Here is a 20,554-nt window from a genome sequence, read left to right on the forward strand (position 1 = left end):
ATGAATTAGAATATCATAATGTAACAGGGATGGAGGACCGGATCGATGGGCTGGCTGGAGCGCCTCACCGCGATCGAACCTCTGGAAGACGCCGACTTCGATGCCTGCCTCGTCGAGGCGATGGAGCGCGCGGCCGCGGCGCACGCCGGTACGCGCGGTGCGCAGCCGATTCGCTTCTCCACCCCGACCTTCAAGGAATACGACTCGAGCGAACTCTCGGGCTGCTCGAAGGGGACCTTCCCGGCCTTCTCGATCACCGGCTCGGCCTGCGCGCTCGACTGCGACCACTGCCGCACCGAGATCCTGAAGCCGATGATCCCGGCTCTACACCCGGACGAGTTCGACCGGCGCGTCCGCGACATGATCGCGCTCCGGGGGCTTTCGGGTTTCCTGCTCTCCGGCGGCTCCGACAAGCGCAACGAGATCCGCTACGAGCGCTTCTATCCGGTCATCGAAGGGCTGAAGCGTGACTTTCCCGAGCTCAAGATCGCGCTCCATTCGGCGCTGATCGATCGGGCACGGGCGAAGGCGATGGCCTCGGCCGGCGTCGATACGGTGATGATGGACGTCATCGGGGCGCAGGAGACGATTCGCGAGGTCTATCATCTCGACCGTCGGGTCGAGGATTTCGAGGAGACGCTCGCGGCGCTGACCGAGACGTCGATGGAGGTCGTGCCCCACATCGTCATCGGCCTCCACTACGGCCGCATTCTCGGCGAGGCCCGCGCCCTCGACATGGTGGCGCGCCACCCCGTCCATTCGCTGGTCTTCGTGGTGATCATGCCGTTCTACGCCAAGCCGGGCTCGTTCGTCGAACCGGCGACGGCCGACATCGGCCGCATCTTCATGGAAGGACGCGCCCGCATCCCCGATCGTGACGTTCTTCTCGGCTGCGCCCGCCCCGCCGGCATGCACAAGCGCGTCACCGACGCCTATGCGGTGATGGCCGGCCTCGACGGTATCGCCTTTCCGGCCGAGGGTTCGGTCGAGGTGGCGCGGATGATCGGCCGCGGTCACGAACAGCAGATGGCCTGCTGCTCGATGAAGGAGATCGGCGAAGGCCGCATCGCAGGGAAGGGGACCTTCGCCCCCTGCGCCGCCTGATGAATGCCGCGCCCACCCCCGACTGCGACGTTCTCGTCCTCGGCCTCGGGCCGGCGGGTGCCGCCGCGGCGGCGGCCGCGGCGAAGGCCGGCGCGCGGGTGATCGGCCTCGACAAGCGTGCGGTTCCCGGGCTTCCGGTGCAGTGCGCCGAGTTCGTGCCGCTTTCGCTCGGGGCGGAGGTGCGCGATCTTTCCCGCGACGTGGTCCAGCCGATCGAAGCGATGGCGACCTACACCGAAGGCGACAGATCGCGCGTCGATCCGTTGCCCGGGCACATCATCGACCGCGCCGCGTTCGACGCCCATCTGGTCGAGGCGGCCCGCGCCGCGGGCGCCGACTGCCGCTTCGGCCGCGCCGTCGCGGACGTGTCGGCGGGTGGCGTCCGCCTCTCCGACGGCTCGTGGATCACCGCGGGTGTGATCGTCGGTGCCGACGGGCCGCATTCGCTCGCCGGGCGCGCCATCGGCAGCGTCAACCGGGTGCTCTCGCACACGCGTCAGATCGCCGTGCCGCTCCTCGTGCCGCACCGCGCCACCGACATCTTCCTCTCGGCTTCGACCCCCGGCGGTTACGGCTGGCTCTTCCCCAAGGGCGAGGTCGCCAATCTCGGCATCGGCGTCGACGCCGGCGAACGCCGCTGGCTGCGGGTTCTGCTCGAGGGGCTTCACGCCACGCTGGTGCGCGAAGGTCGCGTCGGTTGGGACGTCGTCGCCATCACCGGCGGTGCGCTCCCGGCGGGTGGCCTGCTGGCCCCGACCGGATGGCTCGGCGAGACCCCGGTGCTGCTCGCCGGCGACGCCTGCGGCCTCACCAATCCGGTGACCGGTGCCGGCATCGCCTCGGCCGTGATCTCCGGACGCACGGCCGGCGAGGCGGCAGGTGAGATCGTCGCCGGACGCGCCGCCGCCCTCGGCGACTACGCCGAGGAGATCGCCGACGTCTTCGGTCCGGCCCTCGACCGTGCCCGCCGCCGTCGTGAAGCGGTGATGGCGGCGCATGCGAGCGGGCGGCTGGGGCCGCCGGAACTGCAGCGATCCTGGATCGCATGGGAAAGCTATTGGGACGATCGGGAGGCGGCGGAATGACCCGTCTTTCGACACTGCCCCGTCGTTGCCACGGGCTCTCCCCTTCGCCCCTTGCGGGAGAAGGTGCCCGAAGGGCGGATGAGGGGTCCGTGAGCCGCCTTTCGCGCCGCGCCCGCCGGTCTGCATTCGCTGCGCGCTTCGCGCGCGCCCCCTCATCCGGCCCTTCGGGCCACCTTTTCCCGCGAGGGGAGAAGGTTTCCGCGCGCACGGCGTGCGGCCGAATCCTCGTTCAGGAGAGACCCGCATGAGCTGTCTCGAGACCCCGGTCAGGACGCGCCCGACCAAGGAAGGCGCGATCGACTTCAATCCCTTCGAGGCGATGCAGCCGCGAACCCCGGCCGAAGCGCCGGCCGACGCCCGCAACGGCGGGCGCGTCAAGGCCAATGCGGTGGCGCCCCAGGGTGTCTATCTGCCGAACCACAACATCCAGACGCCGGACATGCGCTCGCCCGACTACGTCCAGGTGTCGACGGCGGCGGCGATCTCGCTGGGGCTGATGGCTGGCCAGATGCACCGCTGCGCCTGCACCCACTGCCTCAATCTGCTGCTGACCTACCCGGAAGGCTGCCGCGCCAACTGCGCCTATTGCGGTCTCGCCCGCCATCGCGAAGCCGATCGCGACTACGCCGACCGCAACTTCATCCGCGTCGACTGGCCGGCGGTGCCGATGGTCGAGATCGTCGATCGGGTGAAGGCGCAGGGCACGAAGACTTCGTTCCATCGCATGTGCATCTCGATGATCACCCATCCGAAGTCCGACATGGACACGGTGACGGTGCTCAAGACCTGGACCGATCGGATCGATCCGTCGGACATCCCGGTGTCGATCCTCTCCAACCCGACGACCATGAGCCGCGCCGACGTGCAGCGTCTCAAGGACCTCGGCGCCGACATCTTCACCGTCGCCTTCGACGCGGCGACCCCGGAGCTCTTCGAGCGCACTCGCGGCAAGACCGTCGAGGGACCGCATCACTGGGAGAAGTACTGGGAGGTGATGGAGCACGCCGCCGACATCTTCGGTCGCGAGAAGATCGGTGTGCACCTGATCGCCGGTATGGGCGAGACCGAGCACGAGATGCTGACCATGGTTCAGCGGGTGAAGGACATGGGCGGCCACAGCCACATGTTCTCGTTCTACCCGGAGAGCGGCTCGTTGATGGACCACCTGCCGGCGACGCCGCGCGACCAGTGGCGCCGCGTCCAACTCGCCCGCTACCTGATCGACTACCGCGACGTCCGGCTCGAGCACATGCGCTTCGACAACCACGGCCGAGTGATCGACTACGGTCTGCCGGCGGCGGAAGTCGACACGGTGATCGAGGCGGGGACGGCGTTCCGCACCTCGGGTTGCCCGGGCAAGATCGCCGAGGACGTCTCGGCCTGCGATCGGCCCTACGGCGACAGCCCGCCGTCGAACATCGCCTCGTTCCCGTTCCAGCCGAACAAGAAGGATCGCGCCAAGATCCGCCGCCAGCTCGGCTGGAAGGTGCCGGAGGCCCGAGGATGATCAAGACCTTCCGCGTCATCGACACGGGCTTGCGGGACGGTCGCGCCAACATCGCCTTCGATGCGGCGCTGATCGAGGCCCACAAGGTGGGCGAGATCCCCGACACGATCCGCTTCCTGACCTTCCCTCCGACGGCGCTGGTCGGACGGCATCAGTCGCTGTCAAAGGAGATCCGTCTCGACTGGTGTCGGGAGAACGGGGTCGGCACGGTCCGTCGCATCACCGGCGGCGGCGCGCTCTACATGGACGAGGGCCAGTTCGGCGTCGAGCTGGTCTTCCACAAGTCGACGCTCGGCATCACCTCACTCGGCGACCTGGCACGAGCGATCTGTGAATCGATCGCCCTCGGGCTCACCAAACTCGGGGTCGAGGCGCGCTATCGGCCGCGCAACGATATCGAGGTCGACGGCCGCAAGATCTCCGGCACCGGCGGCTTCTTCGACGGCGACACGTTGTTCTATCAGGCGACCATCCTCGCCGACATGGACCCGGCGCGGATGATGCAGGCGCTGAACGTGCCGGCCGCCAAGCTCGCCAAGCGGGCGCTCGACGACGCCGGTGCCCGCATCACCACGCTGAAGGGCCTGCTCGGCGACGACATGCCGACCCGCGAGGCGATCCAGGAGGCGCTGCTCGCCGGCTTCCGCGACGGTCTCGGCATCGCGACGGAGCGCGGCGCCATCACCGTACGGGAAGAGGATCTGGCGAAAGCCGCGCACGACGAGGAGATCGGCACCGACGACTTCGTCGCCGAGATCGACACGCCGGCGGAAGATGCTCGCCATGCTTCCATCACCGGAAAGGGTGGAACCATCGAGGCCTTCGTCCGCCTGGAGGGGGAGGGGACCGCCCCGCGCATCCGCGAAGCCCTGATCACCGGCGATTTCTTCGTCACACCGCCTCGGACGGTCTTCGATCTGGAGGCGGCATTGCGCGGCGCGACGCTGGACGAGGTCCGGCCGCGCATCGAGGCGTTCTTCGCCGCGGCGGAGATCGGATTGCTTTCGGCGGGGGCGGGTGACTTCGCCGACGCCATCGAAACGGCCTTCTCTGGAAACCCCGTTTCCAGCTGACAGCGCTGTCGCAGAGGGAAAAGACGGACGCCGAAGGCGGCGAAGGGTCGTAACATTAGAATATCATAATGTGAGACCTCGGAGTCGATGCGGATACCGCGCCCTTCGGTCGAACAGGAGGAGAATAGACGTGGCCAGCAAGCTCCTGATCATCTTGGCGAACACCGATCCGCGCGATCCGGCGGAACTGGGCGCGCCGTTCTTCCAGGCGACCGTCGCCGCGGCGATGGACTACGAGGTCGAGGTGATCTGCACCGCCGCCTCAGGTATCCTGATGAAGAAGGGCGTGGCGGAGAAACTGGTGGTGAAGGAGGGCAGCCCGAAGTCGGTCTACGACTTCATCAAGGACGCCCACGAGGCCGGCGCGGTGTTCAAATCGTGCTCGCCCAACCTCGAACTCTACGACATGACCGTCGACGATCTGATCCCCGAATGCTCGGGTGTGGTCGGCGGCGCCTACCTGATCGAACAGGTCATGGAGGACGACGAGGTCAAGGTGCTCACCTACTGAGCGTTCCGTCGGGGCCCCCCACGACGGAGGGCTCCCGCCGACGTTCGGCTCACGCCGACGGGAGCCGTCGGAGCGGGCGCCGAACCGGCCCTTCGGCGAGGCGTCCGTTCCGTTCCGAGGAACGTTGCGACCGCCACCCGAGGATGGATTTCGCCGCTGCCGCGACTTAGGCTCGACCGAGCCGCGGCAAGTCGGCGAGGAATCAGGAAGCCGTGAGGTTTCCTCGAAGAAGATCGGCCGGGCCACCTGCGACCAGGGTCGCGAGCGCCGCTCCGGACCGAGAAGCGACCGAGATCGAACAGAGGAAGACGAAAATGCCCGTGGTTCGTGGCTGCAACCTCCCCGACGATCTGCTCTACGACGTCGACTCCCACACCTGGTATCGCGAGATGCCGGACGGCAAGGTGCGCATCGGCATGACCCAGGTCGCCGTGGCGCTGGCCGGCAAGCTCGTCGCCTTCACGCCGAAGAAGCCGGGCAAGCCGATCGCCGCGGGCAAGTCCTGCGCGACGGTGGAGAGCGGCAAGTGGGTCGGCCCGGCCAAGTCGGCCGCCGGCGGCAACGTCGCGGCGGTCAACGACGCCCTCGTCGCCACGCCGACGCTGGCCAACGACGACCCCTACGCCGCGTGGATGGTCGAGCTGGAGCCGGAGAACTGGGGCGACGTCAAGGGAACGCTCACCCCCGGTCCGGCGGTCGCCGACAAGTACGACGCCAAGATGGCGGCGGACGGCTTCGCCGGCTGCGGCGGCTGATCCGACGCCGGACAAGGCGCCGTATCCCCAGATCTGAAATAACAGCAGAGCTCGAACGACTCGGTGCCGTGCCTTCTTCGCGACGGCTCGGCACCGAACGGGGGAGGATTCGTCCGCGCACCCTCTCTCCACCTGCGAAAAGGATCCTCCGGCGCCGCGAGGCGACGGGAAAAGCAGGCTCGAAAGCGCCGATGGCGCACTCTGGTATTCCAGAAGATTTTTGATCCTGGTCAAAGCTTGCGCATATTAGAAGTCCATAAAGTACACATGCTCGGGTGGTATCATGTCACAGGACGAGAACGGATCCGGTATCGTGGTGTTGGGGGTGGGCAACACCATCCTGACCGACGACGGGATCGGCGTTCACGTCGTGCGTGAACTCATCGAAGCGGCCGAACGCGACGGAAGTGCCGAGGACGGCGTCGTCTATCACGACGGCGGAACCATCGGCCTCGCACTCCTCCCCCTGATCGAGAATGCCGGTGGCGTGATCCTCGTCGACGCCGCCGACTTCGGCGGTTCCGTCGGCGAAGTGCGCCGCTTCGAGGGCGACGACATGGATGCGCTGTTGCGCACCAACCGCTCGACCCCCCACGAGATCGCCGTTTCCGACCTGATCCTCACCGCCGACCTGATCGGCACCAAGCCCGCCCGCCGGGCGCTCGTCGCCATCCAGGCCGGGGATCTGAGCCTCGGCGCCGAACCGCAGGCGGAAGTCCTGGCCGCGGTGCCGCAGGCGCGCGGCGAGGTCGCGGCGATCCTCGAGAGCTGGGGAGCTTCACGATGAACGCCGACTGCGGCCATCCGGCCCCCGCAGCCTCGCTCGCCGACGCCGTCTTCGCCGAACTGGCGCATGCGCTCGCCCGCCTCGCCGAGACCGGCGAGGAGACGGTGGTCGATCTGAGGAGCCTGCCCTTCGGGCCGGCCGATCTCGAGGCGCTGGCCGAGAAGCTCGGCACCGGCGAGGTCACCGTGACCCTCGCGGTCGCCGGCCGCTCGGAGGTGCGGGAGACCGGCTGGGCCGGCATCTGGTGGGTGCGGCACTTCGGAGACGGCGAGGACGTCGTCGCCGAAGAGGTGCAGGTCACCCGCATCCCCGAAATTCTCGTTTCCCATCCCGACGACGTCGCCTTCGCCGCCCGGCGCATGGCCGACGCCGTCGTCACGACCGGACCACAAGAACCAACCGCTGCCGACGAGGAGGACATGTCCCGTGGCTGAACAGAAGACACTCGGCGAACGACTGGCGGAGCACGGCGTGTCGCGTCGCGCCTTCGTCAAATACGCGTCCTGGCTCGGCTCGCTGATGGCGCTGCCTCCGGCGACCTCGCGAGCGATGGCGGCGGAACTGGCCAAGGCCAAGCGGCAGTCGGTGATCTGGCTCTCCTTCCAGGAGTGCACCGGCTGCACCGAGTCGATCACCCGGTCCAAGGGCCCGACGCTCGAGGACCTGATCTTCGACTTCATCTCGCTCGACTATCACCACACGCTGCAGGCGGCGTCGGGTGAGGCGATCGAAGCGGCGCGCCACGCGGCGATGGCCGAGAACAAGGGCAAGTACGTCGTCGTCGTCGACGGCTCGGTGCCCATGAAGGACGGCGGCATCTATTCGACCACCGCCGGCCACTCCAACTACGACACGCTGATGGAGACGGTGAAGGACGCCTTCGCCGTCATCGCGGTCGGCACCTGCGCCACCTACGGCGGCATCCCCAAGGCCAATCCGAACCCCACCGGCGCGGTGTCGATCGGCGATCTGGTCAAGGACAAGCCGGTGATCAACATCCCCGGCTGCCCGCCGATCCCGGAGGCGATGACCGGCACGGTCGCCTACCTCCTCTCCTTCGGCAAGGTGCCCGAGCTCGACCATCTCGGTCGGCCGAAGGCCTTCTTCGGCGAGAACATCCACGACCGCTGCTATCGCCGGCCGTTCTACGAGCGCGGCCAGTTCGCCCATGCCTTCGACGATCAGGGCGCGCGCGACGGCTGGTGCCTCTACGAACTCGGCTGCAAGGGGCCGGTCACCTACAACGCCTGCGCCACCATGAAGTGGAACGGCGGCGTGTCCTTCCCGATCCAGTCGGGTCACGGGTGCCTCGGCTGCTCGGAACCGGATTTCTGGGACAAGGGCGGCTTCTACGTGCCGCTGTCGGCCTCGATCGGCCCGACCGCCAAGCTCGTCGGTGGCGCGGCTCTGGCCGGTGCGGTCGCCGGCGTGGCCGCAGCCGCGGTCGCCCGCCATCGCAAGTCCAGCCTGAACAAGGGGTGAGGACCATGGATCTCTTGGATTTCGCACGCGGCCCGGCGATCAACGTCGCCATGGTGGTCCTGGTCTTCGGCACCCTCTGGCGCCTGCTGGCCATCCTGTTCCTCGGCAAGCCCGCCGATCGCACGGTGCCGCGGCTCGGCACTCCGGGCCCGGTCGGCGCGGCGCTGCGGGAGATCTTCCGCCGCATGGTGCCGCATCCGACCTTCGCCTTCGCCGAACGCTTCTCCTTCTTCAACGGATGGGTGTTCCACATCGGTCTGGCGATCGTCGTGTTCGGCTTCCGCCCGCACGTGCTGTTCATCAAGAACCTGACGGGCCTCTCCTGGCCGACGCTGCCCTCCGGCGTCGTCTACGTGGTCGGCGCGATCACGCTGGTGTCGCTGGTCGCCGCCCTGGTTCGCCGCCTCACCAATCCGGTGCAGCGCTTCATCTCCGGCGTCGGCGACTACTTCGCGTGGTTCGTCACGGTCTTTCCGGTGATCACCGGTCTGGTCGCGGTCGGCCACGTCGGCGCCCGCTACGAGACGCTGCTGGCCATCCACATCCTGTCGGTGGCGCTGCTCTTCGTGTGGCTGCCGTTCGGCAAGCTGTTCCATGCCTTCCTCGTCTTCGTGTCGAGGGGCACCACCGGCGCGTTCCTCGCCCGGCGCGGCGTCTGATCGACCTTCGTACGGGCGGAGAGCCTCCGCCCGCCCTCTCTCCCGCCTCGGCCTCTCCTCAGGATGACGGCCGGGTGCCAATGAACCCGGAGCGCGGCCAATGACCGAGCGTGTCGTCGTCGACCCCATCACCAGAATCGAGGGTCACCTTCGTATCGAAGCCGAGACGGGCGCCGACGGCGCCATCACCAAGGCCTACTCGTCGGGCACTTCGGTGCGCGGCATCGAGATCATCCTCAAGGGCCGCGATCCGCGCGACGCCTGGGCCTATGCCCAGCGCATCTGCGGCGTCTGCACCCTGGTCCATGGTCTCGCCTCGGTGCGTTCGGTCGAGAACGCCGTCGGCTACGTGATCCCGGAGAACGCGCAGCTGATCCGCAACCTGATGACCGGCGCGCAGTATGTGCACGACCACGTCATGCACTTCTATCACCTGCACGCCCTCGATTGGGTCGACGTGGTCTCGGCGCTGAAGGCCGATCCCAAGGCGACCTCGGAGCTGGCGCAGTCGATCTCGACCTACGCCAAATCGAGCCCCGGCTACTTCGCCGACGTGCAGAAGCGGCTGGTGAAGTTCGTCGAAGGTGGCCAGCTCGGCATCTTCTCCAACGGCTACTGGGGCCATCCCGAGTACAAGCTGCCGCCGGAAGCCAACCTGATGGCGGTCGCCCACTATCTCGAGGCGCTGGCCTGGCAGCGCGACGTGGTGCAGATCCACACCATCTTCGGCGGCAAGAACCCGCATCCGAACTTCCTGGTCGGCGGCGCGCCGTCGCCGATCTCCTCGGCGCCGGTCGCCGGATCGGGCGCCGCCTCGACCGCGGTCAACATCCTCGGTCTCGAACAGGTCCGCCAGATCATCCAGAAGATGCGGGCGTTCGTCGACGAGGTCTACGTGCCCGACACGCTGGCCGTCGCGTCGTTCTACAAGGACTGGTTCGCCCGCGGCGAAGGCCTCGGCAACTTCCTCTCCTACGGCGACTTCCCCGAGAAGGCGCCCTGGGACGCCTCCACCTTCCTGGTGCCGCAGGGCATCATCCTCGACCGCGACGTCTCCAAGATCCATCCGATCGATCTCAACGATCCGGCGCAGATCCAGGAGTTCGTCGGCCATTCCTGGTACGAGTATGCCGGCGGCAAGGACAAGGGTCTGCACCCCTACGACGGCGAGACCAAGTTCGCCTACACCGGGCCGAAGACCCCCTACACCCACCTCGACGTCGACAAGGAATATTCCTGGCTGAAGGCGCCGCGCTGGAAGGGCAAGCCGATGGAGGTCGGCCCGCTCGCTCGCGTCCTGATCATGTACGCGAAGGGCAACAAGGAGGTTCAGGAACTCGCCGGCATGGCGCTGAAGAAGCTCGACCTGCCGATCACCGCGATGTTCTCGACGCTCGGCCGGACCGCCGCGCGCACCCTCGAGACCAAGCTCATCGCCGATCACATGGACAGCTGGCTGAACGCGCTGACCGCCAACATCAAGGTCGGCAAGCTCGACGTCCACAACCCGGACAAGTGGGAACCCTCCACTTGGCCGTCCAAGTGCAAGGGCGTCGGCTTCATGGAGGCGCCGCGCGGCGGTCTCGCCCATTACATCGTCATCGAGAACGGCAAGATCGCCAACTATCAGGCGGTGGTGCCCTCGACCTGGAACGCCGGTCCTCGCGATCCGTCGGGCCAGCCGGGTGCCTACGAAGCCGCGCTCATGGATCGGCACAAGATGCACGATCCGAAGCAGCCGCTCGAGATCCAGCGCACCATCCACTCCTTCGATCCCTGCCTCGCCTGTGCGGTGCACGTCACCGATCCGGACGGGGAGGAACTGATGCAGATCCGCGTCAGCTGAGCCAATAGGAGACGTTCGTCATGACCGATACGATCAACGTCCAGGCGGCCGCGGACAAGTTCCTGGCGCTCGTCGGACGGCCGCTCGCGACCTGGGCGGAGGCCTGCGTCCACTGCGGCCTGTGCGCGGAAGCCTGCCATTTCTATCAGGCGACCAAGGACCCGAAATACACGCCGGCCTGGAAGATCCTGCCGATCGCCAAGGCCCACAAGGCCCGCACCGGCTTCCTCGGGATGCTCGGCCTGGCGCCGAAGATCACCGCGGACGATCTGAAGCTGTGGGAAGAGCTGATCTTCGACACCTGCAACATGTGCGGCCGGTGCACGCTGGTGTGTCCGATGGGCATCGACATCGCCTCGATCACCGCGGCGACGCGGCAGGCGATGAACGCCGCCGGCATCGGCCCGGCCGACCTCTTCGCGGCGGCCGAGAACGCTCGTGACCGCGGCAGCCCGCTCGGCCTCACCTCCGAGAAGCTCGCCGATCGTCTCGAGTGGCTGGCCGACGACAACGAGGTCGATCTGCCGCTCGACAGACAAGGCGCCGAGGTGCTGCTCACCGTCTCGTCGATCGAGATGATGAAGTACCCGGACTCGATCGTGTCGATGGGCAAGCTGCTCAACGCCGCCGGCGTCAACTGGACCTTCTCGTCGACGGGCTATGAGGCGACCAACTTCGGCTATCTCGCCGGCAAGGCAGACATCGCCAAGACGTTGACCCTGCGCATCGTCGAAGCGGCGGAGCAGATGGGCGTCAAGACGGTGATCATCCCCGAATGCGGTCATGCCTATGGTGTGATGCGCTGGCAGGCGGCCAACGTCATCGGTCGTCCGTTGCCGTTCGAGGTGTTCCACATCACCGAATATCTCGCCAAGCTGAAGCGCGAGGGCAAGCTCGAGTTCAAGCCCTACGACAAAGCCTTCACCTACCACGACCCCTGCCAGATCTCGCGGCGCGGCGGTGCGGCCGGTGACGCGCGTTATCTGCTCGAGGGCTTCGCGCCGAACTTCAAGGAGATGACCCCGACCGAGAACGCCAACTGGTGCTGCGGCGGTGGCGGCGGTGTCCAGGCGATCGCCCGTTCCGCGCCGATCCGCTTCGAGGTGTTCAAGATCAAGACCAAGCAGGTCGAGCAGACCGGCACCACCACGCTGATGTCGTCCTGCGCCAACTGCCGCCTGACCATGGACGAAGCCAAGACCGGCATCGGCTGGGGAGGTGAACTCGCTTCGATCGTCGAGGTGCTCGCCGAGCATCTCGTCGAGAAGGACTGATCGGAGGAAACGCCCGAACGAACCGGCGGCAGCGAGCCGCCGGTTCGCCGGGTCCGTGCGCAGACGCGGGTGAGGGCAGGGGTTCCACCCCGCATCGAATGCCCCATATGATCATCGATACCACCCTCGGCCTCGGGCTCGCCCGGGGCCGATCTTTTATCGTCGCCGCGAGGTCCTGCGATGAGCTCCGCCGAATTCGAGCGCTGGAATTCCCGTTTCGCCGCCACCGAATCCTACGTCTTCGGGACCGCCCCCAACGCCTTTCTCGCCTCCTGCCGGGAGGTTCTGCCGAAAGCCGGGCGGGCGCTGGCGATCGCCGACGGGGAGGGGCGAAACGGCGTCTTCCTGGCGGAATGCGGTCTCGAAGTGGTCTCGGTCGACTTCTCGCCGGCGGCCCAGGCCAAGGCGCGGGCGCTCGCCACCGCCCGCGGCGTGACGATCGAGACGGTGACCGCCGATCTCCTCGTCTGGGACTGGCCCGAGGCGAGCTTCGACGTGATCGCGGCGATCTTCTTCCAGTTCGCCACCCCGCCGGAGCGCGCCGAGATCTTCGCGCACATCCGCCGCGCCCTGAAGCCGGGCGGTCTCCTGATCCTCGAGGGCTACCGCCCCGAGCAGATCGCCTACGGCACCGGCGGCCCGAAGACGCCTGAGAACATGTACACCCGCGCCCTGCTCGAAGACGCCTTCGGCGATTTCGACGGTGTCGTCATCACCGAGCGCGACGAGGTGATGGACGAGGGCGTCGGCCACTCCGGCATGTCGGCGGTGATCGATCTGACGGGCCGGCGGCCGAAGTGACGGGGTGGGAGTGCGCCATCGCGCCGAGGAGGGGCGTCGGACAGCAGCAGCGGTCGGTGACCCTCCGATCCGCATGTTCCATCACCAGCGAGAACGTGTCGAACGATGTATCCGAGGACGGGTACCGCGACGTCACGGCGACAGATATCGCGTGAAATATCGAGCTGTTTACTCGCTGTTACCGGTCGGCATGCAGTCTGTGGGTGCACTCGAGGGGGCGCACATGGATATCGCCAACTGGTCATCGATGAGAACCGACGCCGAACAACCGATCGGCAGCGTGTCATATCCGGACGGCGGCGCGGAAGGCGTGCGGCGGGAGCTGCGCCCGGCGGGACCGATTTTGAACGGCGATATCGAACGAGAAATCAATCATGGTGTGCAGGTCGACCTCACCGCCGTCGCCTTGCGCAACAACCTGCCCAGCATCTTCGTGAGCCTCGTTTCGGCGATCGGCTTTTCCTTCGTCGCGTGGTCGAGCGAGACCTGGATCGGACTCTGGCTCGCCGCCATCGCCGCCGCCGCCGGTGCGCGTCTGGTGATCCAGGCATGGAGCGTCCGGTCGCTACGCGAGTCGTGGGGCTCCGATCCGGCGCGGTTCCGCGCGATCCGCCTCGGCCACGCCGTCGGTCTGTTCGCGGCGGCGATGCCCTGGGTGGTGTTGGCGTGGTTCGAGCTTCCCGACATGGCGATGAGAGAGCGTCACGTGTTCCTCATCATCGTCTCGTCGCTCGCCGGCGGCGCGATGGGCGTTCTCGCATCGCGGCTGGTGGTCGGACGCATCTACATCGCAATGATGCTGCTGCCGAGTTGTATACGGCTGGTGATGCTCGACGAGCCGGAATATGTGCTCTCGGCTCTCGGCATACTCTTCTTCGGCACCATGTATGTCGGCATTTCGGCCAACCACCGGGCGCTGGTCCGTTCGTTCCGGCTGGCGCGCGAGAACCAGCAGCTCTTCGTCCGCGTCCGCCGCCACGCCGACGAAGTGGAGAAGATCAACACCAGCCTCGAGCGCCGAGTCGAGGAGCGCACCCAGAAGCTCGCGGACATGGTCGACCACGACATCTTGACCGGGCTGCTCAACCGTCGCGGTATCCGCCGCCGTCTGGATGCGATCGTCGCCGCCGACGCCTCCGCCCGTTTCGCCGTCCTCTTTCTCGATCTCGATCGTTTCAAGAGCGTCAACGACACGCTCGGTCACGAGGTCGGCGACATCGTCCTGCGCAAGATCGCCAACCGTTTCGCCATGCTGTCGCCGAAAGACGCGGCCATCGCTCGGTGGGGCGGCGACGAATTCCTCGTCATGCTGCCGGATGGCGAGAACTTCGATCGTCGGATCGAAGAGATCGCGGCCGATCTCAGAGACGTGGCGCAGGCACCTCTCGAAGTCGAGGGACGCGTGCTCGGTCTCGGCGCCAGCATCGGCATCGCGGTCCACCCCGAAGACGGGCTCGGCGTGACGCAGGCGATCCACGCCGCCGATCTCGCCGGCACCGAGGCCAAGCGCACCGGCCGCTCGAAATTCTTGCGTTTCGATGCGAATGTCGCCGAGCGTCAGCGCCGGCGTCAGGAGATCGGCTTCGAACTGCGCCAAGCGAACTACGACGAGTGTTTCGAGGTCTACTATCAGCCGATCGTCGATGCGAAGACCGGTGCGGTTCATCAGCGCGAAGCGTTGGTGCGGTGGACGCACGGCAATCTCGGGGTCGTATCGCCGGCGGAATTCATTCCGATCGCCGAAGAGACGGGTCATATCGTCGACCTCGGCCAGTGGGTTCTGGTGCGCGCCTGCCGAGATGCGGTCGCGTGGCAGGCGGCGGGCGCTCCGGTCGGTGTCGCCGTCAACGTGTCGATCCGCCAGATTCTGAGCGAAGGGTGGGTCGATCAGGTCCTCATGACGCTCGAGACGACGGGGCTCCCGACGGAGCTCCTAGAGATCGAGGTGACCGAGTCGGCCTTCGACGAGGAGTGCGGCCCGGTGGTGATCGAGGGGCTGCGCCGCCTGTCGGAGCATGGCGTGCGGATCGTCGTCGACGATTTCGGCACCGGCTATTCGGCGCTCTCCCGCTTGCGTCAGCTTCCGATCGATGGCGTCAAGATCGACCGGTCCTTCGTCGTCAGCCAGGACGAGCGGGACTTCGCGATCATCGAGGCGACGATCTTCATCGCGCGGCGATACGGGCTGAGCGTCACCGCGGAAGGTATCGAGACACAGGAGCAGATACAGCGGCTCCGAGGTGTCGGCATCGATCATTTCCAGGGCTACTACTACGGTCGACCCGAGCGGCTTTCCGCGATCGCCTTCGAGGCGCCGAGCCGAAAGCGGGTCGCCTCCGGAACGACGGGGGCGTGATCGCCTCCGTCGTGTGGCCCCCGCTCCTCGACATGGCGCTTCAGCCGGTGTTGCGCAGGCCCGCGGCGATGCCGTTGATGGTGATGAGGATGCCGCGCTGGGTCTTCTCCTCGCGGTTGCCCTCGCGCCAGCGGCGCAGCAGCTCCACCTGCATGTGGTTGAGCGGCGCGATGTAGGCGAAGCGGTGCGCGATCGAGCGGGCGAGCGTCGGGTTGTCGGCGAGCCGGTCGCTCATCCCGGTGACCAGCGCCAGCGCTTCGACGGTGCGCGTCCACTCCGCCTCGATCTCGGCATAGATCTTCTCCGACAGCGCTCGGTCGGGAACCAACTCGGCGTATCGGCGCGAGATGCGCAGGTCGGCCTTGGCGAGCACCATGTCCATGTTGGAGACGAGGGTGCGGAAGAACGGCCATTCGGCGTTCATCCGGGCGAGCAGCATCGGCGCGGTGTCCGGCGCCTCGGCGATCACCTGTCGGATCGCCGTGCCGAAGCCGTACCAGCCCGGCAGCGTCACGCGGCTCTGGCCCCAGGAGAAGCCCCAGGGGATGGCGCGCAGATCCTCGATGCGGCGGGTCGCCTTGCGGGAGGCGGGACGCGAGCCGATGTTGAGCTGGGCGATCTCGGCGATCGGGGTGGCGGCGAAGAAGTAGTCGACGAAGCCGGGGGTGTCGTAGACGAGCGCGCGATAGGCCTTGCGGCTCGCCTCGGAGATCCGTTCGGCCAGCGCCAGGAATTCGGGCGCCGCCTTCTCGGTGCGCCTCAGAAGCGACGTCTCCAACGCGGCGCTCATCAGCGTCTCGAGATTGCGCCGGCCGATCTCCGGGTTGGCGTATTTGGCGTTGATCACCTCGCCCTGTTCGGTGAGGCGGATCTGACCCTTCACCGTGCCCGGCGGCTGGGCGATGATCGCCTCGTAGGCCGGCCCGCCGCCGCGGCCGACGGCGCCGCCGCGACCGTGGAAGAGGCGCAGCGCGATGCCGGGCTTCGCCGCGAAGAGGCGGCCGAGCGCCGTCGAGGCGCGGTAGAGCTCCCAGTTCGAGGTGAAATAACCGCCATCCTTGTTGCTGTCGGAATAGCCGAGCATGACGTCCTGCTCGGCGCCGGAGGCGCGCACCATCGCCTCGACGCCCGGCAGGTCGTAGAAGTCGCGGACGATCGGTTCGGCGGCGCGCAGGTCGTCGATGGTCTCGAACAGCGGCACCACCACGAGATCGACCACCGCCGCTTCGTTGGGCCCGACGGTGCCGCGCATCAGCCCGCATTCCTTCTGCAGGACGAGCACCTCGAGCAGGTCGGAGACCGTCTCGGTGTGGCTGATGATGTAGTGGCGGATCGCCTCCGGCCCGAAGTCGGCTCTGAGCCGTCGCGCCGTCTCGAAGATGGCGAGTTCGCTCGTCGTCAGCGCCGAATAGGCGGTGTTCGGCACCCGGAGCGGTCGCGGCTCGGCGAGGAGGCGCAGGAGCAGGGCTCGCCGGGCAGCCTCGTCGAGCGCCAGATAGTCCGGTTCGACCTTCGCGGCGGCGAGCAGTTCGGCGACCACCAGCTCGTGCTGGTCGGAACTCTGGCGCAGGTCGGTCGTCGCCAGATGGAAGCCGAAGACCTCGACGGCGCGGATCAGTCCGGCGAGACGGATCGGCAGCAACGGCGCACCGTGATTGCGCCGGAGCGAATCCTCCACCACCCGGAGATCGGCGAGGAAGTCGGCGGCCTTCGCGTAGGGTGTGCTGGAATTGACGGCGCGGCGGGCGGCGGGCACCCCCACCAGCTTCTCGAAGGTGGCGGCGAGCCGCGCGTAGACGCCGATCAGTGCCCGGCGATAGGGCTCGTCGCGCCGTTGGGCGCTGGTGTCGGCGGAGGCCTCGGCGAGCGCCACCAGTTCCGCGGTCTGCGACACCAGCACCCCCGACATCGACAGCTCCCGGCCGAGGCGATGGATCTCGTCGAGATAGTGCTCGAGCGCCACTTCCGCATGGCGGCGCAGCGCCGTCTCCAGCGTCGCGGCGGTGACGTTGGGGTTGCCGTCGCGGTCACCGCCGATCCAGTTGCCCATGCGGAAGAACGGCGCCACCGGCTGGCCGGTGAGCGCTTCGAGATCGGCGTAGAGGCGGGGGATCTGCGCCAGGAAGGTGCTGCGGTAGTAGCCGAGAACGTTCTCGATCTCGTCCTCGACCGTCAGCTTGACGAAGCGCAGGACGCGCGTCTGCCAGAGCTGGGCGACGCGTGCCTTGATCTGGGCCTCGTTGGCGGCGCGGTCGCGCCGGTTCACCAGGCGGTCGCGTTCGGCGAGAAGCGTCGCGATGGCGCGTTCCGCGTCGAGGATCGACTGGCGCTGCACCTCGGTCGGGTGGGCGGTGAGCACCGGCGACACCCAGGCGCGTTGCAGCGCCCGGGTGACCGCGGCGCCGTCGATCCCGGCCGCTTCGAACCGATCGAAGGCCTTGAGGAGGGAGCCGTCGCGGTGTTCGTCGCGGGCGTGATGGACCGCCCGACGGCGCAGGTGGTGGCAATCCTCGGCGAGATTGGCGAGGTGGGAGAAAATAGGTGAAGGCGCGGATCACCGACACCGTCTCCGAGGGTCCGAGGCGCTTCAGCAGTGCATCGAGGTTGCGGCCGGCTTCGGCGTCGGCGTCGCGCTCGAAGGCGACGGACAGGCGGCGGATCGCCTCGACCACCTCGAAGGCGGCCTCGCCGTCCTGCTCGCGCACGATGTCGCCGAGGATCTGGCCGAGGAGGCGGATGTCGTCGAAGAGCGGACGGTCTTTCTCGGGACCGTCGGTCGGCAATTCGAAAGTGGCATTCATCGTCGTCGGTCCTCTCGGGAAGGGCTCGTCACGGACGATCGACCGCCGGATCTCTCGGGAAGACGGGCGGTCGGTGGTGGTTGGGGGGGGGCGGCCCCCCGGGTGACTACGTAGGACCTTAGCATGGCCGCCGTCGACCTCCAGCCGCGGACCGATGCGGAGCGCCCATTTCTTCGGCGGTGCGGCAGCGGCGACGCACCCTCTGGCCGGACACCCCCGACATCGTCTAAAGCTGGCGGCCCAGCGCCAACGGAGCTCGCCCATGTCGTCCTTTCTGCCGTCGTCCCGCTCGCAGGTCGCCCCCTTCATCGCCATGGAGGTGCTGTCGGCGGCGGTGGAGCGCGAGCGCGCCGGTCATCGGGTGGTCCACATGGAGGTCGGCCAGCCCGGCGCCTCGGCGCCGAAACCGGTGCTCGATGCGGCGCGCCGGGCGCTGGAGGGCCGGCTCGGCTACACCGAAGCGCTCGGCATCCGGCCGCTGCGCGAAGCGATCGCCGCTCACTACGCCACGACCTACGGCATCGACATTCCCTCCGACCGGGTGGCGGTCACTGCCGGGTCGTCGGGGGCCTTCACGCTCGCCTTCCTCGCGGCCTTCGATGTCGGCGCCCGCATCGCCATGCCGACGCCGGGCTATCCCGCCTATCGCAACCTCTTGGCGGCGCTCGGCCTCGAGGCGGTGGAGATCGAATGCGGCCGTGACACCCGCTGGGCGCTGACCCCGGAGATGATCCGCCGGGCGCACGCCGAAAAGCCGCTGCACGGCGTGCTGGTGGCGAGCCCGGCCAATCCGACGGGGACGATGTACACGCCGCAAGCCCTCGAGGCGCTGGTCCGGACCTGCGACGAACTCGGCCTGTGGTTCATTTCCGACGAGATCTACCACGGCCTCGTCTACGACGGCGTCCAGTCGACGGCGCTCGCCACCTCGGATCGAGCGATCGTCATCAACTCCTTCTCCAAGTACTATTGCATGACCGGTTGGCGCATCGGCTGGATGATCATGCCGGAGCAGTTGGTGAAGCCGATCGACCGGCTGGCGCAGAACCTGACGCTCTCCAACAACGAGATCTCGCAGCGCGCCGCCATCGCCGCCTTCGCGCCCGAAGCCACGCTCGAGCTCGACCGGGTGAAGGCCGGTTACGCGGCGAACCGCGCCTACCTTCTCGACCACCTGCCGCGTCTCGGCTTCGAGGATCTCTTCCCCGTCGACGGCGCCTTCTACGCCTATGCCTCGATCGCCCGCTTCTCCAACGACAGCCTCGACTTCGTGAAGCGCATGTTGAACGAGGCCGGCGTCGCCGCGACCCCGGGCCCGGACTTCGACGCTGCCCGCGGCAACCGCTACGTCCGCTTCTCGTTCGCCGGCACGCCGGCCGACATGGAGGAGGCGGTAGCGCGGCTGGGCGGCTGGTTGAGGTGAGGGAAGGCGAGCCGGACGGACGAATGCCGACCCGGCTCGACCGCGAATCTCAGCTCGTCACGGTCTCCTCGATCGTCACCGAGACGGGGAAATGATCGGAAAAGCCGTCGAGATCGACGTATTCGGCCGGGTCACCCTTCGGCAGACCGAAGCGGACGGGACCTTCGTTCTTCGATTTGGCGACCATCTCGGGAAAGGCTTCGATGCGTGTCGTCGCTTCGAGAACCCGCAACGACGATCGGCCGAGCAGGAATGCCCGCGACACCAGCAGTTGATCGAACGAGTTTCCGTCTCCCTTGAAGTAGAGCGACCCGTAGAGCGTGCGAGCCTTACCCGAAAGGTCGATCACCGCCTGCCGCAGGATATTCCAGGTGAGGTTGTAGAAGCGGGCCGAAGTGGCGTTCTCCACGTCGTCGCGTTCCCGCGTCGCTCGAGCATGGATGGTCAGCGACGGATCGTGCGGATCGTCGTTGAAGTCGCCCATGGCGATCACCGGGATGTCTTCGCCGCGTTCTTCGCGGATGCGCTCGTGCCAGTAGCCGAGGGTTTCACCGGCGGTCATGCGGAATCCGGCGCTTTCGTTCGCGGCACCGCCGGAGCGCGACGGCCAGTGGTTGCACAGGGCGACGAAGTCGTTGCCGGCCTTCGTCGTGAAGGTCGCCTGCGTGATGTCGCGCGTTCCCGTGCGCCGCATCACCCAGTGGGAGAAGACCTTGTCGGGGTCGACGTCGAGACGATCGCGATCGAAGAGGAAGGCCGTGTCGATGCCGCGATGGTCCTTGGTCGAATCGAAATGGACGACGTCGTAGCGCCGTTCCGGAAGCGCCGCGTTCAGGGCGGCGGAAAGGGCATCCAGGCAATAGCGGTTCTCGACCTCGCAGACGCCGAGAAGGTCGGGTCCGGCGCCGCCGTTCATCCGCGTGATGATGTGGCGCAACTGCCCGATCTTCCGGGCGAAGAGATCGGGACTCCAGCCCTTCAGATCGCCGGCGACCTCCTTGGCGATCCACGGTTCTCGCTCCGGGTAGTTCTCCGGCGCGAAGAGGTTCTCGAGATTCCAGAAAGCGATGAAGTAAGTCGACATGAGACG

Annotated in this window: 17 protein-coding genes and 1 pseudogene; 15 read left to right on the forward strand and 3 right to left on the reverse strand. The window is 67.4% G+C overall.

What is annotated here, in order from left to right:
- Positions 1-45 precede the first annotated feature (45 nt).
- The 14 genes from V7Q42_RS00290 (at position 46) to V7Q42_RS00355 (ending at position 15,240) form a co-directional block, all read left to right on the forward strand.
- Complete coding sequence (locus V7Q42_RS00290; protein WP_333821588.1) at positions 46-1,104, forward strand: radical SAM protein; 1,059 nt, start codon at positions 46-48, stop codon at positions 1,102-1,104.
- A complete protein-coding gene (locus V7Q42_RS00295) occupies positions 1,104-2,189 on the forward strand; it encodes an NAD(P)/FAD-dependent oxidoreductase (protein WP_333821589.1) in 1,086 nt (361 codons plus the stop codon). Before V7Q42_RS00290 ends, V7Q42_RS00295 begins: the two co-directional genes overlap by 1 nt.
- 244 nt (positions 2,190-2,433) lie before the next feature.
- On the forward strand, positions 2,434-3,696 hold the full coding sequence (locus V7Q42_RS00300; protein ID WP_333821590.1) for a radical SAM protein: 1,263 nt from the start codon (positions 2,434-2,436) through the stop codon (positions 3,694-3,696).
- Positions 3,693-4,769 (forward strand): lipoate--protein ligase family protein, encoded by a 1,077-nt coding sequence (locus V7Q42_RS00305; protein ID WP_333821591.1) that lies wholly within the window; start codon positions 3,693-3,695, stop codon positions 4,767-4,769. Before V7Q42_RS00300 ends, V7Q42_RS00305 begins: the two co-directional genes overlap by 4 nt.
- A 130-nt stretch (positions 4,770-4,899) precedes the next feature.
- Positions 4,900-5,280: a peroxiredoxin gene (locus V7Q42_RS00310; RefSeq protein ID WP_333821592.1), complete on the forward strand. Its 381-nt coding sequence runs from the start codon at positions 4,900-4,902 to the stop codon at positions 5,278-5,280.
- A 314-nt stretch (positions 5,281-5,594) separates the two neighbouring features.
- The gene (locus tag V7Q42_RS00315) at positions 5,595-6,035 is read left to right on the forward strand and encodes a glycine cleavage system protein H (protein WP_333821593.1); all 441 of its coding nucleotides are present in this window, start codon (positions 5,595-5,597) and stop codon (positions 6,033-6,035) included.
- 283 nt (positions 6,036-6,318) lie between these two features.
- On the forward strand, positions 6,319-6,822 hold the full coding sequence (locus V7Q42_RS00320) for a hydrogenase maturation protease (protein ID WP_333821594.1): 504 nt from the start codon (positions 6,319-6,321) through the stop codon (positions 6,820-6,822).
- Positions 6,819-7,256 (forward strand): hydrogenase expression/formation C-terminal domain-containing protein, encoded by a 438-nt coding sequence (locus V7Q42_RS00325; protein ID WP_333821595.1) that lies wholly within the window; start codon positions 6,819-6,821, stop codon positions 7,254-7,256. Before V7Q42_RS00320 ends, V7Q42_RS00325 begins: the two co-directional genes overlap by 4 nt.
- Positions 7,249-8,304, forward strand: a complete 1,056-nt coding sequence (locus V7Q42_RS00330; RefSeq protein ID WP_333821596.1) for a hydrogenase small subunit — start codon at positions 7,249-7,251, stop codon at positions 8,302-8,304. The genes V7Q42_RS00325 and V7Q42_RS00330 overlap by 8 nt, the downstream gene beginning before the upstream one ends.
- A 5-nt stretch (positions 8,305-8,309) precedes the next feature.
- A complete protein-coding gene (locus V7Q42_RS00335) occupies positions 8,310-8,963 on the forward strand; it encodes a hypothetical protein (RefSeq protein WP_333821597.1) in 654 nt (217 codons plus the stop codon).
- Positions 8,964-9,063: 100 nt separating this feature from the next.
- Positions 9,064-10,809, forward strand: a complete 1,746-nt coding sequence (locus V7Q42_RS00340; RefSeq protein WP_333821598.1) for a nickel-dependent hydrogenase large subunit — start codon at positions 9,064-9,066, stop codon at positions 10,807-10,809.
- Positions 10,810-10,829: 20 nt separating this feature from the next.
- Positions 10,830-12,083, forward strand: a complete 1,254-nt coding sequence (locus V7Q42_RS00345) for a (Fe-S)-binding protein (RefSeq protein ID WP_333821599.1) — start codon at positions 10,830-10,832, stop codon at positions 12,081-12,083.
- Positions 12,084-12,263: 180 nt separating this feature from the next.
- A complete protein-coding gene (locus V7Q42_RS00350; RefSeq protein WP_333821600.1) occupies positions 12,264-12,884 on the forward strand; it encodes an SAM-dependent methyltransferase in 621 nt (206 codons plus the stop codon).
- Between the two features lie 379 nt (positions 12,885-13,263).
- Entirely contained in the window at positions 13,264-15,240 is a 1,977-nt protein-coding gene (locus V7Q42_RS00355; RefSeq protein ID WP_333821602.1) for a putative bifunctional diguanylate cyclase/phosphodiesterase, read from the forward strand.
- 40 nt (positions 15,241-15,280) lie between these two features.
- On the opposite strand, the gene ppc is transcribed toward V7Q42_RS00355, so the two are convergent.
- Both ppc and V7Q42_RS00365 read right to left on the reverse strand, forming a co-directional pair.
- Positions 15,281-17,779: a phosphoenolpyruvate carboxylase gene (gene ppc, locus V7Q42_RS00360; protein WP_333821735.1), complete on the reverse strand. Its 2,499-nt coding sequence runs from the start codon at positions 17,777-17,779 to the stop codon at positions 15,281-15,283.
- A 52-nt stretch (positions 17,780-17,831) separates the two neighbouring features.
- Positions 17,832-18,356: pseudogene (locus V7Q42_RS00365) on the reverse strand (hypothetical protein); the annotation flags it as partial.
- Between V7Q42_RS00365 and V7Q42_RS00370 the strand changes: the two are divergent.
- On the forward strand, positions 18,304-19,464 hold the full coding sequence (locus tag V7Q42_RS00370; RefSeq protein ID WP_333821603.1) for a pyridoxal phosphate-dependent aminotransferase: 1,161 nt from the start codon (positions 18,304-18,306) through the stop codon (positions 19,462-19,464). The pseudogene V7Q42_RS00365 and the gene V7Q42_RS00370 sit on opposite strands and share 53 nt — an antisense overlap.
- A gap of 49 nt (positions 19,465-19,513) precedes the next feature.
- Here the strand turns inward: V7Q42_RS00370 and V7Q42_RS00375 are convergent, their stop codons facing one another.
- Positions 19,514-20,548 (reverse strand): endonuclease/exonuclease/phosphatase family protein, encoded by a 1,035-nt coding sequence (locus tag V7Q42_RS00375; protein WP_333821604.1) that lies wholly within the window; start codon positions 20,546-20,548, stop codon positions 19,514-19,516.
- Between the last annotated feature and the right edge of the window lie 6 nt (positions 20,549-20,554).

This window comes from Pinisolibacter sp. (assembly GCF_036782435.1).
In the GTDB taxonomy this organism is placed as follows: domain Bacteria; phylum Pseudomonadota; class Alphaproteobacteria; order Rhizobiales; family Ancalomicrobiaceae; genus CALBKH01.